At 58.7% G+C, this 22,084-nt stretch carries 20 protein-coding genes and 1 tRNA gene; 11 read left to right on the top strand and 10 right to left on the bottom strand.

What is annotated here, in order from left to right:
* Nucleotides 1-22: 22 nt before the first annotated feature.
* Both dnaJ and dnaK read right to left on the bottom strand, forming a co-directional pair.
* Complete coding sequence (dnaJ, locus tag RPE78_RS05725) at nucleotides 23-1,183, bottom strand: molecular chaperone DnaJ (protein ID WP_406721473.1); 1,161 nt, start codon at nucleotides 1,181-1,183, stop codon at nucleotides 23-25.
* A gap of 74 nt (nucleotides 1,184-1,257) precedes the next feature.
* The gene (dnaK, locus tag RPE78_RS05720) at nucleotides 1,258-3,183 is read right to left on the bottom strand and encodes a molecular chaperone DnaK (RefSeq protein WP_339108504.1); all 1,926 of its coding nucleotides are present in this window, start codon (nucleotides 3,181-3,183) and stop codon (nucleotides 1,258-1,260) included.
* 153 nt (nucleotides 3,184-3,336) lie between these two features.
* On the opposite strand from dnaK, the gene RPE78_RS05715 reads away from it, so the two are divergent.
* Nucleotides 3,337-4,080 (top strand): alpha-ketoglutarate-dependent dioxygenase AlkB family protein, encoded by a 744-nt coding sequence (locus RPE78_RS05715; protein ID WP_406721472.1) that lies wholly within the window; start codon nucleotides 3,337-3,339, stop codon nucleotides 4,078-4,080.
* Here RPE78_RS05715 and RPE78_RS05710 read toward each other — a convergent pair.
* Nucleotides 4,050-5,186 (bottom strand): alkane 1-monooxygenase, encoded by a 1,137-nt coding sequence (locus tag RPE78_RS05710; RefSeq protein WP_406721471.1) that lies wholly within the window; start codon nucleotides 5,184-5,186, stop codon nucleotides 4,050-4,052. The genes RPE78_RS05715 and RPE78_RS05710 overlap by 31 nt on opposite strands.
* Nucleotides 5,187-5,248: 62 nt before the next feature.
* Entirely contained in the window at nucleotides 5,249-6,283 is a 1,035-nt protein-coding gene (gene mutY / locus RPE78_RS05705) for an A/G-specific adenine glycosylase (protein WP_406721470.1), read from the bottom strand.
* 153 nt (nucleotides 6,284-6,436) lie between these two features.
* Here mutY and RPE78_RS05700 point away from each other — a divergent pair, with 153 nt between their 5' ends.
* Both RPE78_RS05700 and RPE78_RS05695 read left to right on the top strand, forming a co-directional pair.
* On the top strand, nucleotides 6,437-6,955 hold the full coding sequence (locus RPE78_RS05700) for a DUF721 domain-containing protein (RefSeq protein ID WP_339109451.1): 519 nt from the start codon (nucleotides 6,437-6,439) through the stop codon (nucleotides 6,953-6,955).
* A gap of 3 nt (nucleotides 6,956-6,958) precedes the next feature.
* The gene (locus RPE78_RS05695; protein WP_339108500.1) at nucleotides 6,959-7,633 is read left to right on the top strand and encodes a DsbA family protein; all 675 of its coding nucleotides are present in this window, start codon (nucleotides 6,959-6,961) and stop codon (nucleotides 7,631-7,633) included.
* Between the two features lie 83 nt (nucleotides 7,634-7,716).
* On the opposite strand, the gene leuD is transcribed toward RPE78_RS05695, so the two are convergent.
* The 5 genes from leuD to RPE78_RS05670 form a co-directional block, all read right to left on the bottom strand.
* Nucleotides 7,717-8,322 carry a 3-isopropylmalate dehydratase small subunit gene (leuD, locus tag RPE78_RS05690; protein WP_339108499.1) on the bottom strand — a complete coding sequence of 202 codons (606 nt, stop codon included), beginning with the start codon at nucleotides 8,320-8,322 and terminating at the stop codon, nucleotides 7,717-7,719.
* Between the two features lie 12 nt (nucleotides 8,323-8,334).
* Nucleotides 8,335-9,759, bottom strand: coding sequence for a 3-isopropylmalate dehydratase large subunit (gene leuC / locus RPE78_RS05685; protein ID WP_406721469.1), 1,425 nt, complete (start codon nucleotides 9,757-9,759; stop codon nucleotides 8,335-8,337).
* Between the two features lie 257 nt (nucleotides 9,760-10,016).
* Nucleotides 10,017-11,384 (bottom strand): hypothetical protein, encoded by a 1,368-nt coding sequence (locus RPE78_RS05680; protein ID WP_406721468.1) that lies wholly within the window; start codon nucleotides 11,382-11,384, stop codon nucleotides 10,017-10,019.
* Nucleotides 11,385-11,492: 108 nt separating this feature from the next.
* Nucleotides 11,493-12,878, bottom strand: coding sequence for a TolC family outer membrane protein (locus RPE78_RS05675; RefSeq protein ID WP_406721467.1), 1,386 nt, complete (start codon nucleotides 12,876-12,878; stop codon nucleotides 11,493-11,495).
* A gap of 100 nt (nucleotides 12,879-12,978) precedes the next feature.
* Entirely contained in the window at nucleotides 12,979-13,629 is a 651-nt protein-coding gene (locus RPE78_RS05670; protein ID WP_339108495.1) for a protein-L-isoaspartate O-methyltransferase, read from the bottom strand.
* 169 nt (nucleotides 13,630-13,798) lie between these two features.
* On the opposite strand from RPE78_RS05670, the gene RPE78_RS05665 reads away from it, so the two are divergent.
* Nucleotides 13,799-13,872: transfer RNA gene (locus RPE78_RS05665), tRNA-Cys, on the top strand.
* A gap of 68 nt (nucleotides 13,873-13,940) precedes the next feature.
* On the opposite strand, the gene RPE78_RS05660 is transcribed toward RPE78_RS05665, so the two are convergent.
* Nucleotides 13,941-14,696, bottom strand: coding sequence for a tyrosine-type recombinase/integrase (locus tag RPE78_RS05660; protein ID WP_406721466.1), 756 nt, complete (start codon nucleotides 14,694-14,696; stop codon nucleotides 13,941-13,943).
* Nucleotides 14,697-14,851: 155 nt separating this feature from the next.
* On the opposite strand from RPE78_RS05660, the gene RPE78_RS05655 reads away from it, so the two are divergent.
* From RPE78_RS05655 to RPE78_RS05625, 7 genes are all read left to right on the top strand, one after another.
* The gene (locus RPE78_RS05655; RefSeq protein WP_330628101.1) at nucleotides 14,852-15,169 is read left to right on the top strand and encodes a DUF1153 domain-containing protein; all 318 of its coding nucleotides are present in this window, start codon (nucleotides 14,852-14,854) and stop codon (nucleotides 15,167-15,169) included.
* The gene (locus RPE78_RS05650; RefSeq protein WP_330628037.1) at nucleotides 15,166-15,987 is read left to right on the top strand and encodes an IS3 family transposase; all 822 of its coding nucleotides are present in this window, start codon (nucleotides 15,166-15,168) and stop codon (nucleotides 15,985-15,987) included. Before RPE78_RS05655 ends, RPE78_RS05650 begins: the two co-directional genes overlap by 4 nt.
* A gap of 944 nt (nucleotides 15,988-16,931) precedes the next feature.
* Complete coding sequence (locus RPE78_RS05645) at nucleotides 16,932-17,333, top strand: helix-turn-helix domain-containing protein (RefSeq protein ID WP_406721465.1); 402 nt, start codon at nucleotides 16,932-16,934, stop codon at nucleotides 17,331-17,333.
* 2 nt (nucleotides 17,334-17,335) lie between these two features.
* Nucleotides 17,336-17,626: a hypothetical protein gene (locus tag RPE78_RS05640; RefSeq protein ID WP_406721464.1), complete on the top strand. Its 291-nt coding sequence runs from the start codon at nucleotides 17,336-17,338 to the stop codon at nucleotides 17,624-17,626.
* Nucleotides 17,623-19,152 (top strand): N-6 DNA methylase, encoded by a 1,530-nt coding sequence (locus RPE78_RS05635; RefSeq protein WP_406721463.1) that lies wholly within the window; start codon nucleotides 17,623-17,625, stop codon nucleotides 19,150-19,152. Before RPE78_RS05640 ends, RPE78_RS05635 begins: the two co-directional genes overlap by 4 nt.
* Nucleotides 19,149-20,444, top strand: coding sequence for a restriction endonuclease subunit S (locus RPE78_RS05630; protein ID WP_406721462.1), 1,296 nt, complete (start codon nucleotides 19,149-19,151; stop codon nucleotides 20,442-20,444). Before RPE78_RS05635 ends, RPE78_RS05630 begins: the two co-directional genes overlap by 4 nt.
* Nucleotides 20,441-22,081: an FRG domain-containing protein gene (locus tag RPE78_RS05625; protein ID WP_406721461.1), complete on the top strand. Its 1,641-nt coding sequence runs from the start codon at nucleotides 20,441-20,443 to the stop codon at nucleotides 22,079-22,081. The genes RPE78_RS05630 and RPE78_RS05625 overlap by 4 nt, the downstream gene beginning before the upstream one ends.
* Nucleotides 22,082-22,084 lie beyond the last annotated feature (3 nt).

The raw sequence follows: 22,084 nt of genomic DNA, 5'->3' as shown, positions 1-22,084 counted from the left end.
GCCCCTGAGGGCGGCTTTTGGCTTATCCGGTCATCCCGTCCCAGAAGCTCTTGACCTTCCGGAAGAACGACGCCCCTTGCGGGTTGTTCTCGGCCTCGATCTTCTCGAACTCGCGCAGCAGCTCTTTCTGGCGGGGTGTCAGGTTGACGGGTGTTTCCACCGCCAGCTCGATCAGCATGTCGCCAACCGCCCCCCCGCGCAAAGCGGGCATGCCTTTGGCGCGCAGACGCATCTGGCGGCCCGACTGGCTGCCTGCGGGAATTTTGACCCGCGAGCGACCGCCGTCAATGGTTGGCACTTCAACCTCGCCTCCCAGCGCGGCACTGGCCATAGAAACCGGAACGCGGCAGAAAAGCGATGTCCCGTCGCGCTGGAACAGATCATGCTCCTTGACCTCGATAAAGATATAGAGGTCGCCTGACGGACCGCCGCGCAGACCTGCCTCGCCTTCGCCAGCCAGACGGATGCGCGTGCCGGTTTCCACCCCGGCCGGAATATTGACCGAAAGCGTGCGGTCTTTCTCGATCCGGCCTGCACCGTGGCATTTGCGGCAGGGGTTTTTTACCACCTGACCTTGGCCACCACAGGTGGGGCAGGTGCGTTCTACGGTGAAGAAACCGTTCTGCGCCCGAACCTTACCCATGCCACCACAGGTGGGACAGGTCTGCGGCTCCGCACCGCCCTCAGCGCCCGTGCCATGACAGCTGTCACAGGTCTCGGACCCCGGAACGTTGATCTGCTTCTGGGCGCCCTTGAAGGCCTCCTCCAGCGTCACGCGCAGGTTATAGCGCAGATCCGAGCCACGGGTTGCGCGCGAACGCCCGCCACCACCGGCGCGGCCACCGCCACCGCCCATGAAATCGCCGAACAGATCTTCGAACACATCCGAGAAGGCCGAAGCGAAATCGCCCTGCTGGCCATAGCCCGCACCGGGGCGACCGCCGCCACCCATGCCGCCTTCGAAGGCGGCATGACCATACCGGTCATAAGCCGCTTTCTTTTCGGGATCTTTCAGAACGTCATGTGCCTCGTTCACTTCCTTGAACAGGGCTTCGGCGTTCGGATTGTCTTTATTACGGTCGGGGTGAAGCTCTTTCGCTTTAGCGCGATAGGCCTTCTTGATCTCCTCGGCCGAGGCACCTTTCTGGATGCCCAGAACCTCGTAGAAATCCTTTTTTGCCATTCTCTAGCTCCCTTCGGGGAACGTGAAAACGGGCCCGCCCTAACAGCGGGCCCGTCCACATTGTTCCAAGCCGATCAGTTGCGCTTACGATCTTCGCCGAGATCTTCGAAGTCCGCGTCAACGATATCGTCATCGTTCGGGGAGCGGCTATCATCGGCCTCTTCAGCGTCTTCTTCGGCTGCGGCTTTCTCCTGCTCGGCCTTATAGATGGCCTCGCCGAGTTTCATTGCCGCATCCTGCAGGTTGGCGATTGCGCCCTTGATCTTGGCACCATCATCCGACTTGAGAGCCTCTTCCAGCGCATTGGCTGCCAGCTCGATGACTTCGACGGTCGAGCCATCAACCTTGTCGCCGTGGTCTTCAAGCGATTTGCGGGTCGAGTGCAGCAGGCTTTCGCCCTGGTTGGTTGCTTCGACCAGCTCCTTGCGCTTTTTATCCGACTCGGCGTTTTCTTCCGCGTCGCGCACCATGCGATCGATGTCCTCATCGGACAGGCCGCCCGAGGCTTGGATGGTGATCTTCTGCTCTTTGTTCGTGCCTTTGTCTTTGGCCGAAACAGAGACGATGCCGTTGGCGTCGATGTCGAAGGTCACTTCGATCTGCGGCATGCCGCGCGGTGCCGGCGGGATGTCTTCCAGATTGAACTGGCCGAGCATCTTGTTGTCGGCAGCCATCTCGCGTTCCCCTTGGAACACGCGGATGGTCACAGCATTCTGGTTGTCTTCCGCGGTCGAGAAGATCTGCGACTTCTTGGTCGGGATCGTGGTGTTGCGGTCGATCAGGCGGGTGAAGACACCACCCAGCGTTTCGATACCCAAGCTGAGCGGCGTCACGTCCAGCAGGACCACGTCTTTCACGTCGCCTTGCAGCACACCGGCCTGAATGGCCGCGCCAAGCGCCACAACCTCGTCGGGGTTCACGCCTTTATGGGGCTCTTTCCCGAAGAACTTGGTCACTTCTTCCACGACTTTCGGCATACGGGTCATACCGCCGACCAGAACGACCTCGTCGATCTCGTCTTTGGAGACGCCCGCATCCTTCAGGGCCGCCTGACAGGGCTTGAGCGAGTTCTTGATCAGATCGCCCACAAGGCTTTCCAGCTTCGAGCGGGTCAGCTTCATGACCATGTGCAGCGGCGTGCCGGTTTTCGCATCCATCGAGATGAACGGCTGGTTGATCTCGGTCGACTGGCTGGACGACAGTTCGATCTTCGCTTTTTCAGCCGCTTCTTTCAGACGCTGCAGCGCCATCTTGTCTTTGGTCAGGTCAACGCCGTGCTCTTTCTTGAACTCGTCGGCGAGGAAGTTGACGATGCGCATATCGAAGTCTTCACCCCCAAGGAACGTGTCCCCGTTGGTCGATTTCACTTCGAACAGACCGTCATCGATTTCCAGAATGGTGATATCGAAGGTCCCACCACCAAGGTCATAAACCGCGATGGTCTTGCTGTCTTTCTTGTCCAGACCATAGGCCAGAGCGGCTGCGGTCGGCTCGTTGATGATGCGCAGCACTTCCAGACCGGCGATTTTGCCGGCGTCTTTGGTTGCCTGACGTTGCGCGTCGTTGAAATAGGCCGGAACGGTGATGACGGCCTGCGTCACTTCCTCGCCCAGATACGATTCAGCGGTCTCTTTCATCTTCTGCAGGGTCACGGCCGAAACCTGTGCGGGGGAGTATTTCTCGCCCTTCACTTCGACCCATGCGTCGCCATTGCCACCGTCAACGATGGAATAGGGCACCAGATCCTTGTCTTTTTGCACTTCGGCGTCGGTGGTGCGACGGCCGATCAGACGCTTGACAGCAAAGATCGTGTTGGTGGGGTTGGTCACGGCTTGGCGCTTTGCCGGCTGGCCGACCAGACGTTCGTCGTCGGTATAGGCCACGATCGACGGCGTGGTGCGTGCGCCTTCCGAGTTTTCAATAACTTTCGGTTGCGAACCATCCATGATGGCAACGCAGGAGTTGGTGGTCCCGAGGTCAATCCCGATGACTTTACCCATATCAATACCTCTTCTTTTGGCGATGTCGGGAAACAGGTCCATAAGGCCCCCGCCTCCCATCCCAGGGTTTGCAGTTTTGCTGTCCGAGTGCCTTGCCCGAGCGGGTCGCCGGGGCTCTGCAATCGGCTTCGGAAGGTATATAAGGAGGGCAAAATGCTGCTGCAAGGTTTCCAGATGCCGGAAGATGACAAGAATCGAACAGATTTTTCGAACCCGCCCGCAAATGAGGCAGATGCTGTGGGCCATACCCGTCCGGCCCCCCGTATCTTGCGTGGCTTTCGGGTCTATGAAGGATGGTTGAGCGCGCAGGAACAGGTCGGTCTGGTCGCGGATCTGCGCGATATCCTGCGTGAGGCGCCACTTTTCTCGCCGCGGACGCCTTCGGGCGCGACAATGTCGGTGCGGATGACCTCGGCGGGGCAGTGGGGCTGGATGAGCGATTTGCAGGGTTATCGCTATGCTCCGCGCCACCCGCAGGGCAGCGACTGGCCGCCGATCCCCCCCGTTCTGACCGCGCTTTGGGCAGAACTGGTGCCGCAGGCCCGTCCGCCCGAGACCTGCCTTCTTAATTACTACGGGCCGGAGGCAAAGATGGGCATGCATCAGGACCGCGACGAGGGCGACCTGAGTCAGCCGGTGGTCTCGGTGTCACTGGGCGACGAGGCGCTGTTCCGCATCGGCAACCTCGAGCGCGGCGGCAGGACCGAAAGCCTGTGGCTCCGCTCGGGCGATGTGGTGGTGATGGAGGGCGCGGCCCGCCTGCGCTATCACGGCGTGGACCGGATTGCGGCGGGCACCAGCCTGCTTCTGAAACAGCCCGGGCGGATCAATCTAACGATGCGGGTCGTGACGCCGCACCGTGCGGTTCAGGAACGCGGTTTGGGAAACAGCGCCTGATTATAGGGCGACCAATCCTCGATATCGGGATAGAATTGCGCCCTCCATGCCCGCACGCGGGGGTTCATCCGTCGCCGCCACAAAGGCGGGATCATCGCCAGCGTCGTCATTGCCGGATAGCCCAAGGGCAGTTGCGGGGCCTCGGATTTCGCATAGGTCTGCAACAGCGGAAAGCGGCGGCTGGGTTTGTAATGGTGGTCGGAATGGCGCTGCAGGTTGATCAGCAGCCAGTTCGAGGCGAAATGCGCCGCGTTCCAGCTGTGATGGGGCTTCACATGCTCATAGCGACCTTCGCCCAGATAGCGCCGCGTCAGCCCGTAATGCTCGATGTAATTGGTCAGTTCCAGCTGCCAGATGGCGAAAACGGCCTGTAGGACAAACAGCACCACACCGAACAGCCCGCCCACCATGAAGGCCAGCAAAAGCGCCACCAGTTGCAACCCCGCATAGCGCCAGAACGGATTGCTCTGGTGCCAGTGCGGGCGGCCTGCGCGGTCAAGCTTATGGCATTCCGCTTCCAGCGCCGAACGGGGGCAGTCGCGCAGCACCCGCAGGAAGTAGCGGTGGAACCCCTCGTTATAGCGCGCGGTCACTGCATCGCGGGGCGTGCCCACCCAAAGGTGATGGACCAGCAGATGCTCGCTGCGGAAATGCGAATACAGCACCGAGGCCAGCAGCAGATCGGCCAGCCAGCGCTCTACACGATCTTTCTGGTGCATCAGCTCATGGGCATAAACCATACCGATGGTTCCCGAGATCACGCCCACCCCGAAAAACAGCGCCACGATCTCGAACAGGTTCAACCCGCTGCCATGAGTGACCCACCAGATCATGCCATAGATCACGCAGAGCTGGATCGGCAGCCATGCCATCGTGATGGCGCGATACCAGATCAGGTCTTCTTCGGGGGTGTCGACATCGGGCTGGTCCGGATTCTTGCCCAGAATCTTGTCTAGGAAGGTCACCAGCCACCATGCATAAAGCGGCAGAAGGATCAGGCTCCAGCCGCCGAACGCGGCCTCGATCAGGACCAGAGGGACCGTGCCTAAGGACAGCCAGAAGGGCAGGGCGCGCTGGGGTTGGCGCAACTCTTCGCGTGTGGACATATCGGGCCTCCGGTTTTGGCGCCAGCATAGCGGCCTTTGGCGAAGGCGCAATCCGCCCGCATTCAGGCGGGCTGCGCGGCCTCCCAGACCTTGCGCATCAGCGTGGGCAGGGCATCGGGCGAGAAGGCGTTATTGCCGGTCATCCCGTCCACATGCCCCAGCCCCCTATGAACGGTGAGGATCAGATGGAAATGGGTAAAGGTGTGGCGCACCTCTGTGGCGGCCTCCTGCCAGTCGGTCTTCAGAGGCGGGGCAAAGGCGGGGCGCTCTTCGGCCCAGTCGCTTGTCGGAAAGCCCAGCGTTCCCCCCAGAAGCCCGCGGTCGGGGCGGCGCTCCACCAGCACCTCGCCCGCCGGACCGATCAGCACATAGACATGACCGCGCCGCGTGGGTTTGACCTTTTTCGGAGCCTTGACGGGCAGGCTTGCCGCGATCCCCTGTGCATGGGCCTCGCAGTGCGCCTCCAGCGGACAAAGCGCACAGACAGGATTGCGCGGCGTGCAGAGGGTCGCGCCCAGATCCATCATGGCCTGAGCGTGATCCCCCGGACGGTCCTGCGGGGTAATCTGCCCCGCCAGCCGCGCAATTTCGGGGCGGGTGCCGGGCAGAGGGTCGGTCAGGGCAAAGAGGCGCGAGACCACACGTTCCACATTGCCATCCACCACCGTGGAAGGTGCGTCAAAGGCGATGGAGGCAATCGCTGCCGCCGTATAGGGGCCAATTCCGGGTAATGCCTGCAATTCCTGCGCGGTTCGGGGAAACTGCCCGCCCAGATCAAAGGCCACGACCCTTGCGCATTTCAACAGGTTGCGCGCGCGGGCATAATAGCCAAGCCCCGCCCAAGCGGCCATGACATCGGCATCCTCGGCCTGCGCGAGATCGGTGACTGTGGGCCAGCGCGTGGTGAAATCGCGGAAGTAGTTGCGCACGGCGGCCACGGTGGTCTGTTGCAGCATGACCTCGGAAAGCCAGACCCGATAGGGCGCGGTCCGCAGCCCCTTTGCATGATCTTCCGGCCCCGTGCGCCATGGCAGAACGCGGGCATTTCGGTCATACCATGCCAGCAGGGCGGGGCTGATGTCGGCTACGTCACGCAATATTTATGCTCTCTTATCGGCAAGTGGTTGGTATCGGGCCTCGGAGTGCCTAAAATAACCATTGAACACGAGTAATGACAGATGGCCGCAAAGAAAACGACGACCAGCGAGACAGGGAAGGACAAGCGGGGCAAAGGCACCGGCTACAGCCCTATGGCCTCTCGCAGGATGCGTGGTTTCGAGGCGGCTTCTGGCCTGCTGAAAGACCGTATCCGCTCGGTCGGAGAGACACGCGGCTTTGCGGTGACGCGACTGCTGACCCATTGGTCCGAGATCGTGGGCGAAGAGATTGCCGCGCAATGCCGCCCCGTGAAGATTGGCTATGCCCGCGACGGGATGGGGGCGACCCTGACGCTTCTGACGCTGGGGGCGGCAGGACCCATGATGCAGATGCAGATCCCGCGTATCCGCGAGAAGGTGAATGCCTGCTATGGGTATAACGCCATTTCCCGCGTGACCCTGACCCAGACGGCCCCTACGGGGTTTGCCGACGGGCAGGCGCAATTTACCGCCGCGCCGAAAAAGCGCCCCGAACCCACCCCCGAAATCCGCGCGCAGGCGCAGGCCACCGCCGCCGATTGCCGTGATCCGGATCTGAAATCCGCGCTGGAGATGCTGGCGCAGAATGTATTGATGAAGTCCGCAAAGCGGTCTGACCAGAAGAAAGGTTAACTAATGAACAGACGTTCCTTCCTGCTCGGGATTTCCGGTGCCGCCGTTGTGGCTGCACTGGGGGGATGGATCAGCAGCCGTGGCGAGAGCCTGATGACCGGCTTTGCAACGCCTGCTTCGGCAGAAGACGCCAAGCCCGATGCGACGGTTGAAACCCTGCCCGACATTCCGATCGGGTCGGCGGATGCGCCTGTGACGATCATCGAATATGCGTCGTTCACCTGTCCGCACTGCGCGCATTGGCACGAGACCTCTTGGGCGAACCTCAAGAAAGAGTATATCGATACCGGCAAGGTGCGCTTTATCATGCGCGAGGTCTATTTCGATAAATTCGGCCTTTGGGCGGGGCTTCTGGCCCAATGCGGCGGCGACATGAAATATTATTCGGTCGCGGACATGATCTTTGATGGCCAGCAGGACTGGATCGGTGACGGCCAGCAGGCAACGATCGCGGCCAATCTACGCAAGCTGGGTCTGAAAGCGGGCTTCTCGAAAGAACAGATCGAAACCTGCCTGAATGACCAGAACCGCGCCCGCCAGATGGTGGCGACGTTCCAGAAAAACGCGAATGCCGACGCAATTGACGGCACGCCGACCTTTATCATCAACGGCAAGAAATATTCCAATATGGCTTGGGATAAGTTCAAAGAGGCCGTGGACGAAGCTCTCAAGGGCTAAGCCTTTACGGCAGATACAAAAAGGGCCGCTCGGTGGAGCGGCCCTTTTCTTATCGGTGTCGGCCTGTCGTCAGGCTCGCGCAATCAGACCCACGGGCGCGACTGTGCGGCCTTGGCCTCGAAGCTGTCGATCGCCGCCGCCTTGTTCAGCGTCAGGCCGATATCGTCCAGACCTTCCAGCAGGCAGTGCTTCTTGAAGGGATCCACGTCGAATTTGACGATAGTACCTTCTGAGGTCGAGATTTCCTGCGCTTCCAGATCAACGGTCATCCGCGCGTTGGCGCCTTTTTCCGCGTCTTTCATCAGCAGGTCGACTTGCTCTTGCGGGAGGACAATCGGCAGCATCCCGTTTTTGAACGAGTTGTTGAAGAAGATATCGGCGAAGGAGGTCGAGATGACCACCTTGATGCCGAAATCCGCCAGCGCCCAAGGCGCGTGCTCGCGCGAGGAGCCGCAGCCGAAGTTATCGCCCGCGATCAGGATCTGGCTCTCGCGGTAGGCCGGCTTGTTGAGAACGAAATCGGGGTTCTCGCTGCCGTCGCGGTTATAGCGCATCTCGTCGAAGGCATGCACGCCAAGGCCGGTGCGCTTGATCGTCTTCAAAAAGCCCTTGGGGATGATCATATCGGTGTCGATATTGACCAGCGGCATGGGGGCGGCGATACCGGTGAATTTTTCGAACTTTTCCATTCTCGTCGCTCCTTATGCGTCCGCCAGGTCCATGAACTTGCGCACATCGGTCAGTTTGCCGGTGACGGCGGCACAGGCAGCCATCGCGGGGCTCAGCAGGTGGGTGCGGCCCTTATAGCCCTGACGGCCCTCGAAGTTGCGGTTCGAGGTCGAGGCACAGCGCTCGCCCTCGGCCAGCTGGTCGGGGTTCATGGCAAGGCACATCGAGCAGCCCGCCATACGCCATTCCATACCGGCGTCGAGGAAGATCTTGTCCAGACCTTCTTCCTCGGCCTGCGCACGGACCAGACCGGAACCGGGCACGACCATGGCGCGCACGCCCTCAGCGATCTTGCGGCCTTTCAGGACTTCGGCCGCGGCGCGGAGGTCTTCGATACGGCCATTGGTGCAGGAGCCGATAAAGACGACGTCAATCGCGATATCTTCGAGCTTGGTGCCGGGTTCAAGGCCCATATAGTCCAGCGAGCGACGCGCCGCTTCGACCTTGCCGCCCTTGAAATCTTCGGGGGCAGGAACAACGCCCGAGATCGGCAGAACGTCTTCGGGCGAGGTGCCCCAAGTCACGACCGGCTCGATGTCCTCGCCTTTCAGCGTGACGACCTTGTCGAAATGCGCACCCTCATCGGTGAAGAGGGTCTTCCACCAGTTCAGAGCAGCCTCGAACTGAGCGCCTTTGGGGGCATGCGGGCGACCTTTGACATAGTCGAAGGTAGTCTCATCGGGGGCGATCAGACCTGCGCGCGCACCGCCTTCGATGGCCATGTTACACACGGTCATACGGCCTTCCATCGAGAGCGAGCGGATCGCTTCGCCGCAATATTCGATGACATGGCCGGTGCCGCCGCCGGTGCCGGTGGCGCCGATGACCGCAAGGGTGATGTCCTTGGCGGTCACGCCCGGCTTCAGCTTGCCGGTGATTTCCACCTTCATATTCTTGGATTTCTTCTGGATCAGCGTCTGCGTCGCCAGAACATGTTCCACTTCCGAGGTGCCGATCCCATGCGCCAGCGCACCGAACGCACCATGGGTCGCGGTGTGGCTATCGCCGCAGACAACGGTCATGCCCGGCAGGGTCCAGCCGTTTTCGGGGCCGACGATATGCACGATGCCCTGACGGACATCCGACACCGGATAGTAGTTCACGCCAAAGTCCTTGGCGTTTTTATCCAGCGCTTCCAGCTGGATGCGCGATTCTTCGTTGCTGATCACACCCGAGGCGCGGTCCGTCGTGGTCGGCACGTTATGGTCCGGCACGGCAATGGTCTTTTCCGGCGCGCGCACTTGGCGGCCTGCCATACGCAGGCCTTCAAACGCTTGCGGGCTGGTCACTTCGTGGACGAGGTGGCGGTCGATATACAGCAGGCAGGTGCCGTCTTCGTCTTCGGACACAACATGGGCGTCCCAGATCTTGTCATAGAGGGTCTTCGGAGCAGACATGGCTCTCACTTTCATAGGGATAGCTGTGGAATTACTCGAGCTTGGGCATGCCGAACCGGTGCCCAAAAGGACAAATCCTCAAAGTCGTGCGAGGACCGAGCGGCTTTCGCCGTAGAAGCGTTCGCGCAGGCGAATACGTTCCGTAATGTCAAAAATCCGAGTCATGCCTTGCCTATACTCTCCTGTCCCGAGTGTCGCAAGGAAATCTCGGGGCAGGAGTGTTGACGTAATTCATCCTGACGGTGCGATCGGGCGGTTCAATCAAACTCGCGCGCAATCAGCGCACGGTTGATTTCCTGCCGGACGAGGCGGCGGACCTTGCGGGTGATCTGTTCCCCCAACGCGCCCTGCAGTTCGGCGCGGATCATGCGGCCCACCATCTGGCGCAGGGCCTCTTCGTCAAAGACCGCTGCGGCATCACCTCCCGCAGGCTGTGTCAGGACGGGACGGGCTTCTTCGGTCGGGGTGATCTCTCCCTCGGGGGTGTGCAGATGCAGGCGGCGGGTCGCCTCGTGCAGAACGGCCATTTCCGCCGTTTCGGAGATGGTGTCACTCAGGGCTTCTGAGGCGGCCTCAAGCTCTGGCGGAAGCTCTTCTGCCGGAGGCCAGTCTGCATCTTCCCGATCCGCGTCATGAGGGGCGGTCCAGGCGGTCTCTGCCAGATCCGGATCTTCCGGCAGGGGGGCTTCGACAGCAGCAGATGCGTGGAGACTCTCCTCTGCCGGATCGCAATCGGGAACACGTTCCGGATCGATGCCGCTGTCTGTGCTCGGGGCCATGACAGGTGCTGGCATGGCCGCTGGCACGTCCGCATGGTCTTCGATGCAGGCAGAATATGTCTCGGCCTCGGCACCCGTCTCGGTGGCGAAGGACGGGTGGCGCGTCTGCGCGGCAACGGGGGCATCCTCAACGGAGGCGTCCTCAGCAGGTTCTGGCGCGTCCTCTCCGGTGTCGAACGCGTCGAAATGCATCGAGGGCAGGGGGGCTGCGGCCTCTTCCTCGGGGTGACCGAAGGCCGTCAAGGCACCGGAAAGCGGGGCGGCATCGCCCTCGTCAGGCTCGAAATCGCCCTGATCCGATGCCGATGTCGGTGTCACGGGCATCGTCGGCATTGCCGGTTCGGGGGCGCGCATATGCGGCTCCAGTTGCAGCACGTCCAAAGCCGCATCCGTGGCTTCATCGATTGTGGTGTCAAACGGCATGTCCTGCGGCTCAACAGCGTCGCGTGTGCCGGGGGCGGCATGATGCACGGCTTCCCAATCCTGATCGAGGCTGGCCTCATCGGGAGAGGTCGCATGCGAAGACAGAGCGAAGCCAGCCTCTTCCGCGCTTTCGATCGCATCGAATTCGGCGCTATCCGGTGCAGGCGACGCGAAGGGAGACACATGGTCAAATGTCTCTTCGGCTATCGGCGCGTCCGGCAGCGGGGCTGGATCAATGGCACCAAGAGAAGGCGTTTCATCTTCGACGCGGTCGGACTGAGTCAGAAGCAGCGCCTCTTCCGGCGCTGTGAGGGGGGCGACGGGCGTGGGGGCACTGCGCGGCGGAATGGGGTCTTGCGCGACAAGGCGGCGAATGGAGGACAGAACATCCTCGATTTCGATCTTTTTCTCGGGCTCGGCCATTATGTCTCCAATCCGGCAGGCGACCCGGATAGAAACTGCGCCACCCGGATCCGTACATTCACACTAAGGCGGGCCCGGTGGCGGGCCCGCGGAACGGTGGTGGCGCCTTTACTGCTTGCCGATGGCCCGAAGGACCTTGTCAAGCTTTTCGCCCCGGATGCTGGTCAGCGGCGCATTATGCACAGCGTTGTAATATGCGGCCGGATCATAGGTCGGGATCCCCAGCTTCAGGTTTTCCACCGTTAGCAAACCCATATTAGATAATAGTTGATAATACGCTACCTGCAAATCGGCCTCGGCGGTAATCCGGTTGGCACGCGCGTCCAGAAGGTCCTGTTCCGCATCGAGAACGTCCAGCGTGGTGCGGGCCCCGAGCGTGGCTTCTTCCTTGACGCCGTCATAGGCCACCTGTGCGGCACGGATCTGTTCGTCATAGGCGCGGATCTGGGCGCGATAGACGTCGATCGAGGCATAGGATGTCAGCACGGCCTGCACCACATCAACGGCCTCCTGACGCAATTCGGCACGGGAGGAGTCGCGGCTGGCCACGGCCTGACGATAGGCCGAATCCAGCGTGCCGCCGGAATAGATCGTCTGGGTCATGCCGATGCTCGCCGCTTGCCCGACATAGCCGCCCTCGTCATTGGACAGCGAGACCGAACCGGTGATTTCCGGCAGCTTCTCGGCTTTGGCCGATTTGACCGCAATCTCCGACATGGCGACAGAATGCTGCAGGGATTTGATGGCGGGATGGTTGCGCTGTGCCGTGCTGGAGGCCTCGTCCCGCGACTTCGGCAGGTTGGGCGCAGGCGGCAAAGGCGCAAGCTTGCCCGGATAATGGCCGGTCGAGGCCTTATAGGATTCGCGGGCCGTCTCGAGCGAGCCTTGCGCACTGACCAGCGAGGCCCGTGCCGAGGCCAGCTGCGCCTCGGCCAGCGACACGTCGGTGCGGGTCACTTCGCCCACGTCGAACCGGTCATTGGTGGCATTCAGCTCTTCTTGCAGCACGCGCACCGAGTTCTGGTTGATGGCAACCTGCTCCTGCGCACTCTTCACGTCGGAATAGGCCTGAACTGTTGCAAGAAGCACCTGCTGTTCGATCGAACGCAGGGTTTCGCGCGTGGCCAGAACCGCTTCCTTCTGCGAGCTGATCGTCAACCGGTTGCGACCGAAATCGAACAGCGTGATCGAGGCGCTCAGGGCAGTCGTGGCCGAGGACCCCTCGCTGGTGACATCCCGCCCCGTCAGCGACGATACGCCTTCGGATTTGGTCCAGCCATAGCTGGCGGTCCATTGCACAACAGGGCGCAGCGCCGCGACGGCCTGCGCCACCCCTTCATCGGCGGCCCGTAGCGTGGCACGGTTTTGTTCGAGGAGGTTCGAGGTCTTGTAGGCAGAGATCATTGCATCCGCGAGCGTTTCCGCCTGTGCCGTGACCGATCCTGCAACCATGAAGCCCGTAATGCCTGTCGCCAGAAGAAGTGATTTCAACATCGTGCCCGCCATGCCTTTGTCATGTTATGAGCCCGGCCTGACGGCATGGGCTGTCTTTATATTTATAAACGGCCTGTTCAGCGCCCGTAGCGGGGTCGCATTAAAGGCTGAAGCGCGAAACCTGCCGGAAGCCGCTCAGAACAGGGGCTGCGGCATTGAACGCATCGCGCCAGTTGACGACCCCATCGGTTTTGATGCCGATACGTGCGATGCCCAGGTTGTTCTCCATGAAAACGGTCCCGATGCGCCCGCCTTCTTTCAGCGACTCGAGGATGGTGTCGGGCACTTCTTCGACAGCCCCTTCAATCATGATCACGTCGAAAGGCCCGTGCTGCGGTGCGCCCTGCGGCAGGGCATTATGCACGACTGCAATATTGTCGACTTCCGCTTGACCAAGAGTCAGTTCGGCCTGTTTTGCCAGCGGGTCTTCCTCTACCGCGACAACGGCTTCGGCCAGATGTGCGATGATCGCCGAAGAGTAGCCAAGGCCACATCCCAGATCGAGAACGAGGTCATTCGAGCGGATGTTCAGGGCGTCAAGCAGCTTGGCGAAGATGCGCGGTTCCAACAGGACCCGGTCCGGCGCGATCTCGAGATTTTCGCCCAGATAGGCAAGTTCCCGCAGGGAATCAGGAACATAGGTCTCCCGCGGGACATTCAGCATAGCCTCGATGATGGGAAATTTCGTCACATCATTCGGCCGGACCTGAGTGTCCACCATGACCACGCGGCGCGTTTCGAAGTCCTGCATTTTGCTAAACTCTTCAGTCTGGAATGTTACGGCATTACTTGCATAGAAAGCCATTCGGGGCAAGTTGAGCCTTGGCGTGACGCAAAGAAGTAAAAATCAATGCTGCTTGGGCGTCACACCCTCTTGCGCGAGGCCGCACAATCCGTTAGATCCCCACTACCACATGGCTGGCGAGTTGGCGGAGTGGTGACGCAGCGGATTGCAAATCCGTGTACACCGGTTCGATTCCGGTACTCGCCTCCATTTATCTTCAAGCACTTACATCACTCCTTTCAGTATAGCGGCCTAGCCGTTTACAGTTGCGTTTACACTTATAGCTGCTGAGTACGCGCTTTTGCAGCTTCCAGACGCGCCAAAACCAAGTCGCTCTCGTCCGGACTTACACGGGCGTAGATCTCGATAACTTGCGCGGCATAACGTACTGACCAGCCCATGAGCGTTGCAATCTGACGCAGCGACAGGTCCGCGTTGAGCAAACGCGTTGCTGCCGTACCTCGCGTGTCCGCCAGTGTTTTTTCTCGCCCATCCTCCCACGAGGACACCTTTGCTTCACGCCGCCATTTCGTGATTTGGTTTGATGCCCATCGGGATTGAAGGGGATCACCAAGCTGCCCTACCAAAAGCGTTTCCTGACTTTCAGGCGTCGCATCCAAGAGCGACTGAAGACCATTTGTTACAGGGATATATGCAACACGCCCACGTTTGCCGGTCTTGAAGCGCAGCCGCTTCCCGTGGGCTGTGTCTTCAAAGTGGTCCTTCCGAACCTCCACCAAATCCGACACGCGCAACCCCGTCTCACAGCCCAGCATCAAGATGCGCTGGACCCATTGAGGCGCAACTTTGTTGAACGCCTTGATATCAGCTGGTGTCCATACAATCTCGCTGCGATCGGCCACATAGAGCTTCTTAAGCTTATGGCAGTAATGCTCCTTAAGCCGCCCCTCGCCGACAGCCCAGTTCAGTAATTTGACAGCGTGAGTGCCCGCCATATCGTACTGTTTTGGTGAATGAATCCAGCGCTTGCGCCAAGTATTAAGTTCAGCCCGAGAAGCAGGTTCTTCAAACATCGCCGTTGGGTCTGCACCAAATTCGTCTTGAAACCTCTTGACCCAGAGCTCGACATCCTTCCGCGAGCGAGCCCGAGGCGGCATGGCATCACTGCTCAGAAAATCTTGTATCGACCCACTGAAATCCTGCTCATGCTACAATGGAGAACGTAGCCATGAGTAAGACGATGGAAGACAGCATCAAACGGTGGACGGCGAAGCGAAAGACGGCGCTCGTCATCGAGATCATTCAAGGCAAGACCACCGTGTCGGAAGCGAGCCGGTCGTTCGACCTCACACCCTCCGAGATCGAGGGCTGGGTCGATGATGCCAAGCGCGGCATGGAGAACTCGCTGCGGGCCAACCCCCTCGACATCCGCGAGCAATACGAGAAGCAGCTCCGGGACCTTCAGGAGGCCTACGGCGAGGCGATGCTGGAGCTGCGGGCGCGAAAAAAGCTCCAGGCCCTGTTGGATGCGCAGGACGGGAATTGATCCGTCGCATTCAGCAGGGCCTCCTGGCAGAGGGCGTCGTGGTGTCGATCACAAAGCTCTGCGCTTGGTTCGGCATTCCGAGGCGGACGGTCTATTACAAGCCGGTGAAAGCCGCGCCGAAGGTCGATCCCCGCTTCGCCGAGCCGATCAAGAAGATGATCGAGGAGGAACCGTCCTTCGGTTATCGCACGGTCGCCTGGCTCCTGGGCTTCAACAAGAACACGGTGCAGCGGATCTTTCAGATCAAGGGCTGGCAGGTTCGCAAGCGCGCCGTGGGCATGCGCCCCCGTATTCAGGCCGTGCCGTCGGTTGCCGCGGCGCCGAACGAACGTTGGTCAACCGATCTTGCCCGCATCTGGACCGGCAAGGACGGCTGGGCCTCTCTGGCGTTGGTGATCGATTGCCACACCCGCGAGCTGTTGGGCTGGCACCTGTCAAAATCCGGCAAGGCCACGACCGCCAGCGCTGCCTTGGAGCATGCCTTGATCGCCAGGTTCGGCACTCTGGGCAAGGTCGAGGAGGCGTTCCTTCTACGCTCGGACAATGGTTTGGTCTTCACCAGCCACCACTTCACGAAGATTGTCCGCAGCTACGGGCTGAAGCAGGAGTTCATCACGCCACACTGCCCGCAACAGAACGGCATGGTTGAACGCTTCATCCGGACATTGAAGGAGCAATGCGTGCATCGAAATCGTTTCGACAGCATCCAGCACGCGATGCGCGTCATCGGTGACTGGATTGCCTTCTACAACGACCGCCGCCCTCATCAGGCTCTTGCCATGCGCACGCCTGCCGAGGCATTCAGATTAGCGGCTTAACCTGAGCAGATTCAGCTGGGTCGATACAATCTGTTACCAGATCATCGACTAGATTGGCGCTGGATTTCTGTGGAGCTGTGCAAGCAGAGAACGCTTGGAAAAACTCAGGCTCCACGGGGTAAGGTATGACATCCTCCCAGAACTTAGGGCCGCCTCGCCACGCGTAGAAGTGGTATTTTGCTCCGCACTTAAGTTTCCGACGGACCCTGTGGACTCCTTTGGGAAGACTACGCTTTACCAAGGCGGGCTCTCCTTTCTGCAACCAAATTCCGAGAGCGAGTGCTCACATTGCTGGAGATCTGATCCATGCCTTGCGCCTGATCCAGCCTCGAACGCACCAACTTGGGATCGTACCACCCTCTCCGACCAGGCACTGGTGCTATGCGAAGATGACGGCAGAATTCATAGAAAGAAGTCGAGGCCGTATCGTAGCCAAGATGCTCTGCCAATTGCTGAGTGGAAATCAGCTGGATATCTCGCAGCATAACTTACCCTCCTACAGCGCCATCTTAGTTGCATCTTTAGCCGAGATAGACTGGCTGGGGCAGGCTTCGCTCGAGAGAGAGTTGCCCCGCATATGCAACGGGCTTCGCATTATCCGACAGTGAAGAGACTGATCAGCCACGCTCATGATTGGTCCTCACGCTCGTGCAGAGCCACTGGGACAATCATCTTCCGCTCGATAAATTCGTCGAGGGCTCCATCGGGCACGAAGAACCGATTATTCAAGCGAAGATGGCGTAGCTCATTCGATGCAATGAGGCTACGGATCGTCTTTTCGGGCCATCCAGAAGTAGTGGCGAGCTCACGTGGAGTCTGAAATCCTTGCAAAACGCTCTCCATTTTCTTGGCGAACTAGGAACGATCAGCTACGATTGGGAATGAAGCGGTACGATTGTGACTCGTTCGCGAATATTAGTAACATTTGATACCATAGGGTAACAATGAGCAGTCTGCAAGAGCGTTTATCGGCAATCAGAAAGGCGACTGGGCTATCTCAGGCAGCTTTTGGAGCCGAATTCGGCCTCTCTGATCGTGCTTACAAGAACTATGAGCTCGGGATTCGCGAGCTTCCGTTGGCCGTCGCTCTTGGCATCGCTGACAAATACGACGTGAACATCTCTTGGCTCCTGACTGGCGAAGGAGCCAGAACCGGCCCTGAGATGCGCGACGCGCTCAAAGCAGCAGTGATAGCTGTGCGCGAGCACTTCATCGAAGAGGGGCAGACCCCTAGCCCGGACTATGAATCAGACGTGGTACAGTACGTCTTTGACGAAATATTGCGCGAGGGAGGGCTCAACCCTGCCCGCATGGATGCGTACTTCAAGACATTGAGGAAGGATTAGTGATGCAGAACATCATCTTAGCGGAGGCGCGCAAGGTTCTCGCCCAAGCGCGCGCTCAATCCAGTGCGCGGCGCTTAGATCAGGCCCGCAATCGGTGCTTTCAGCTGGCTATCGCAGCCTGTGCAGTTGCCGGGCTTGGGTGGGCAGGGTTTAGCATCTTCTTCCTCAACGAAGGCCCCCAACTGGCAGCGGCTGCCTCCGCGGTCATTACCCTCGTGAGCATTGTCGTCGCATGGACGTCAGCCGCCTGCATGTCCTTCACGTCAAAGCCGAAGATCGAGACAATCCGATGAGCCTTCAAACCACCGACTTGGGCTTTGAAGCTGACCTTTTCAAAGCAGCTGATCGGCTTCGTGGGAACCTTGAACCGTCGGAGTACAAGCACGTCGTGCTTGGTCTGGTCTTCCTCAAGTACATCTCTGAAGCCTTTGAGACCTACTATGCCCAGCTAGCCGCCGATGAATACGCGGATGCGGACGACCCTGAAGAGTATCTTGCAGAGAATATCTTCTGGGTGCCACCCGAAGCTCGCTGGACTCACCTTCGCGACAAGGCGCGCGATCCGAATATCGGCAGGTTGATTGATGACGCCATGGAGGCCATCGAGAAAGTACCAGCCAACGAAAAGCTCAAGGGCGTTCTCCCCAAGAACTATGCTCGTCCCACGCTGAACAAGGAAATGCTTGGCGATCTGCTCGACCTGTTCTCCAAGATCGATATGCGCGGGGCTTCTTCTGAAGCCCGCGACCTCCTTGGCCGGGTCTACGAGTACTTCTTGTCTGGCTTCGCCTCCTCAGAAGGTAAGCGCGGTGGCGAGTTTTTCACGCCGCGTTCCGTCGTGCGCACGCTCGTGTCCATGTTGGAGCCGAAGCAAGGCCGCGTCTATGACCCCTGCTGCGGATCGGGCGGCATGTTCATCCAATCTGAGAACTTCATCGAAGATCACGGTGGCCGCCGCGATGACATCTCGGTCTATGGACAGGAAATCAACCATACGACCTGGCGTTTGGCGATGATGAACCTCGCTGTGCAGGGCATCGACGCCGAGATCAAGTGGAACAACGAAGGCTCGTTTATCCGCGATGAACTACCTGACCTGCGCGCCGACTACATATTGGCCAACCCGCCTTTCAACATCTCGGACTGGGGCGGTGAACGGTTGGCCGAAGATGGGCGCTGGAAGTTCGGAACGCCGCCGAAGGGGAACGCCAACTACGCGTGGCTACAGCATATCCTGCATCACTTGGCTCCGCGCGGTACGGCAGGCGTGGTGCTGGCCAATGGCTCTATGTCATCCCAGCAATCGGGCGAAGGCGACATCCGCAAGGCGATGATCGAAGCGGGCAAAGTCGACTGCATCGTCGCCCTGCCTGGGCAGCTGTTCTACTCGACCCAAATCCCTGCCTGCCTCTGGATTTTGGCAAACGATAAATCCGCCAATGGACACCGTGATCGGCAAGGTGAGGTGCTGTTCATCGACGCACGTCAGATGGGCCACATGGTCGACCGTGTTCGTCGCGACTTCGACGATAGAGAGATCGCCAAGATCGCCGATACCTACCACCGTTGGCGAGCAAAGACGCCGGAGCTGTCCTACAAGGACGAGCCCGGTTTCTGCGCCAGTGCTAAGCTGGAGTTGATCCGCAAGCATGACTACGTCCTGACGCCCGGCCGCTACGTTGGCGCGGCGGATGAAGAGGATGACGGCGTGCCATTCGCGGAGAAGTTTGAGTCTCTCAGAAACCAACTTCATGAGCAGCTCCTTGAGCAATCAAGGATCAGCGACAAAATCCGGCACAAGCTTTGGAGTGAGTTATGAAGGGTTTCTGTGAGGAAACGCTTGGGAGCATCGCCAACCCTTCACGTGGCGGCTTGGTTGATGGCCCTTTCGGATCGAATTTGCCTGCTTCAGAGTACGTTGAAGAGGGTGTGCCCGTTTTGCGCGGCTCCAACCTGTCGATTGGGCCCTCATACCTCAAAGAAAACGAATTTGTTTTCGTTAGTCGCGAACTCACAGAAAAGCTCGCAAGAAGCATCTGTCGTCAAGGGGATATAGTTTTTACCAAGAAGGGCACCTTGGGCCAAACTGGCTTTATCTCCGAGAGCTCAAAATTCAAAGAGTACCTTTTGTCGTCCAATCAGATGAAAATCTCTGTAGATTGTAGGAAGGCGATCCCAAAGTACGTGTATTACTATGTTTCATCTCCCTCCAGCATATCCAAGATCATCCGCGATGCTGAAGCGACAGGCGTTCCGAAAACAAATGTCGCCTATTTGAAGACTTTTCCAATTCTCTTGCCGAGTATCTCTGAACAACAGGCGATACTTGATATGATTGCCCCTCTCGACGACAAGATCGAACTGAACTGGCGGATGAATGAGACGTTGGAGGCGATGGCGCGGGCGGTCTTTCGGGATTGGTTCGTCGATTTCGGCCCCACCCGCCGCAAGGCCGCAGGCGAAACCGACCCCGGCGCTATCCTCGGAGGCCTCCTCCCCGACCCGACCCAAGCCACCCCTGTCGCCGCCCTCTTCCCCGACAGCTTCGGAGACAACGGCCTGCCGGAAGGGTGGCAGAAAAGAACGCTCGGAGATGTTGTGGAGCCACGCAAAGGTCGCAACATCACCAAGAAAACTGTTGTGCCCGGCGATGTGCCGGTGGTCGCTGGTGGCTTGAATCCTGCCTACTATCACAGCACACCCAACGTTACTGGCCCTGTGATCACGGCGAGCGCCTCGGGAGCAAATGCCGGGTTCGTGCGCTTGTACCATCAAGACATTTGGGCGTCTGACTGCTCATTCATCAGCCGTGAGCAGACAGATTACCTGTTCACGATCTACGCGTTGCTTTCGTCACGTCAGGACGAAATCTACTCGATGCAGCAGGGCGCGGCACAACCCCATATTTACCCAAGCGACCTAAAGCGTCTCCCCATCTCGGATGCGCCCGAACCAGTTTGGCAATCGTTAGAGAAGTTCTTGGCTCCGATGTTCGAGATGGTCGCAAACAATGAAAAAGAAAACCAAACTCTCGCCGCTACCCGAGACCTCCTCCTTCCCAAACTCATGTCCGGCGAAATCCGGTTGGTCGAAGAGGAGGGCGTAGCATGAGAGTGGGAGTTCGAGAGTATTTATTGAGCAAGGCACCCTCGGGCATCATGTCGCTGTCGCCCGGCGCCGTCTTGTTGGGTCTTCGAGAGCCCAATGCACAAGAGACGAATTATGCTCAGAAAATATTAGATATCTTGGATGACCAAGCTGTTTTGTTAATGGACGGGGATGCGAAACTCGAACCGGCAGCAAAATTAGTCGCCAAAATGCTTCAAGCAGAATTAGTGGGCGCCTCTCCAGAAAGCGGTACTGCAGGATTTTTAGCAGCAGCTGAGCTGACAGAGCCAAGCATTCTAAAACTACTTGAAGATTGGCGGACAGAGGCAACGCGTACGCGCCCTTACTATCTCTCCCTGCCAGTCTGGCCCGAGTTCGCGGTGCCAAACAACAAAGTTGATGGTTTGCTGCCCAGTTGCAGGGTGGAAAGCTGGACGCATTTCGTCGATGTTATGAGAAACCGTGAACATAACCGTGCGAAGTTGGAAATGGTGTATCGAGGTCAGCGAGGGTTCTCTTGGCCGCTGTCGCCGACGCTTGCCCGCAAGTTTCCAAATGGTGTCATACGAGAAGGCGATCGCGATCAGTTGCTTGAGAACTTCCGCCTCGCTATGCGTGGAAGGGGGCCAGATTTCACGGCTACCGACGAAACCGAAATCTGGGCATATGGCCAACACGTCGGCCTAGCGACACCGCTTCTGGATTGGTCAAAGTCACCTTTCGTGTCATTGTACTTTGCCTTTAGTGAGGCCGACGACGATGGCGAAGACAATCCAAGCAGGGCTATTTACTGTTTGGATTTGACAAGGCTGAAGGCGGAGCTGCCTCAATTGTTTGTGGAGCCAAAATCAAACGATAATGCCCGCTTAGTCAACCAAGCGGGGCTGTTTACTCTCACGCCAGCTGGGCGCGAAAACCTCGAGACTTACATTATCAATGCCCTGCAAGATAGCTCAGCAATTGACTTTGATGGATTTGTTGACAACCCAACTGAAGATGACGGCTTCGAATTTCCAGCTGATGACACAGCCAAGCGCTTGTCCTCTTATTTGTGCAAGATCCATATTCCGAATAGAGATCGTGAAGAATGTTTGGCCATGCTACGAAAAATGAACATTCATCACGGAAGCCTTTTCCCTGATCCGTTCGGTGCAGCGCAGTACTGCAACGATTGGCTTCAGCGATCAATACGAGAAGACGAAGAAGAAGCGCAGCTAAGGAAGAGACAGGAAGAGGCCGATAAAAAAGCCGAACAGGAACGTAAAAAGGCGGATCAATCCAAAGTCGCTGAAATGTTACCGCCTAGTCCTTCCGATACGCCGATACGAGAGCGGATCTCAAACCTACTCAAGCACACATTTGAATCTGCGAACATTGATGCAGACCCGAACGATATTTCCGAGAAAGTGATGAAAAACTACTTGGAGAATGAAAGTATCGACTGGGTGTTGAAAGATTCATCTAAGGCGCGGATTAGAACAGAAATCTCGCGGCAACTTGGCTTACTGATTGGCGCTGGAGTGAACGGGAAAAAGTTGGCCCAGGATTTGACGAATATTTTTGAGGAGGAGTATCGAGCGAAAAATATTCTTGATTTTGAGAAAAAAACCCAAACCAGCTTTTTTAAAGTGTCTCAGTAGAGG

It is taken from the genome of Thioclava litoralis (assembly GCF_045278885.1).
In the GTDB taxonomy this organism is placed as follows: domain Bacteria; phylum Pseudomonadota; class Alphaproteobacteria; order Rhodobacterales; family Rhodobacteraceae; genus Thioclava; species Thioclava litoralis.
The sequence above is the reverse complement of the archived record's forward strand: the minus strand, read 5'-3'. Positions and strand labels throughout refer to the sequence as shown.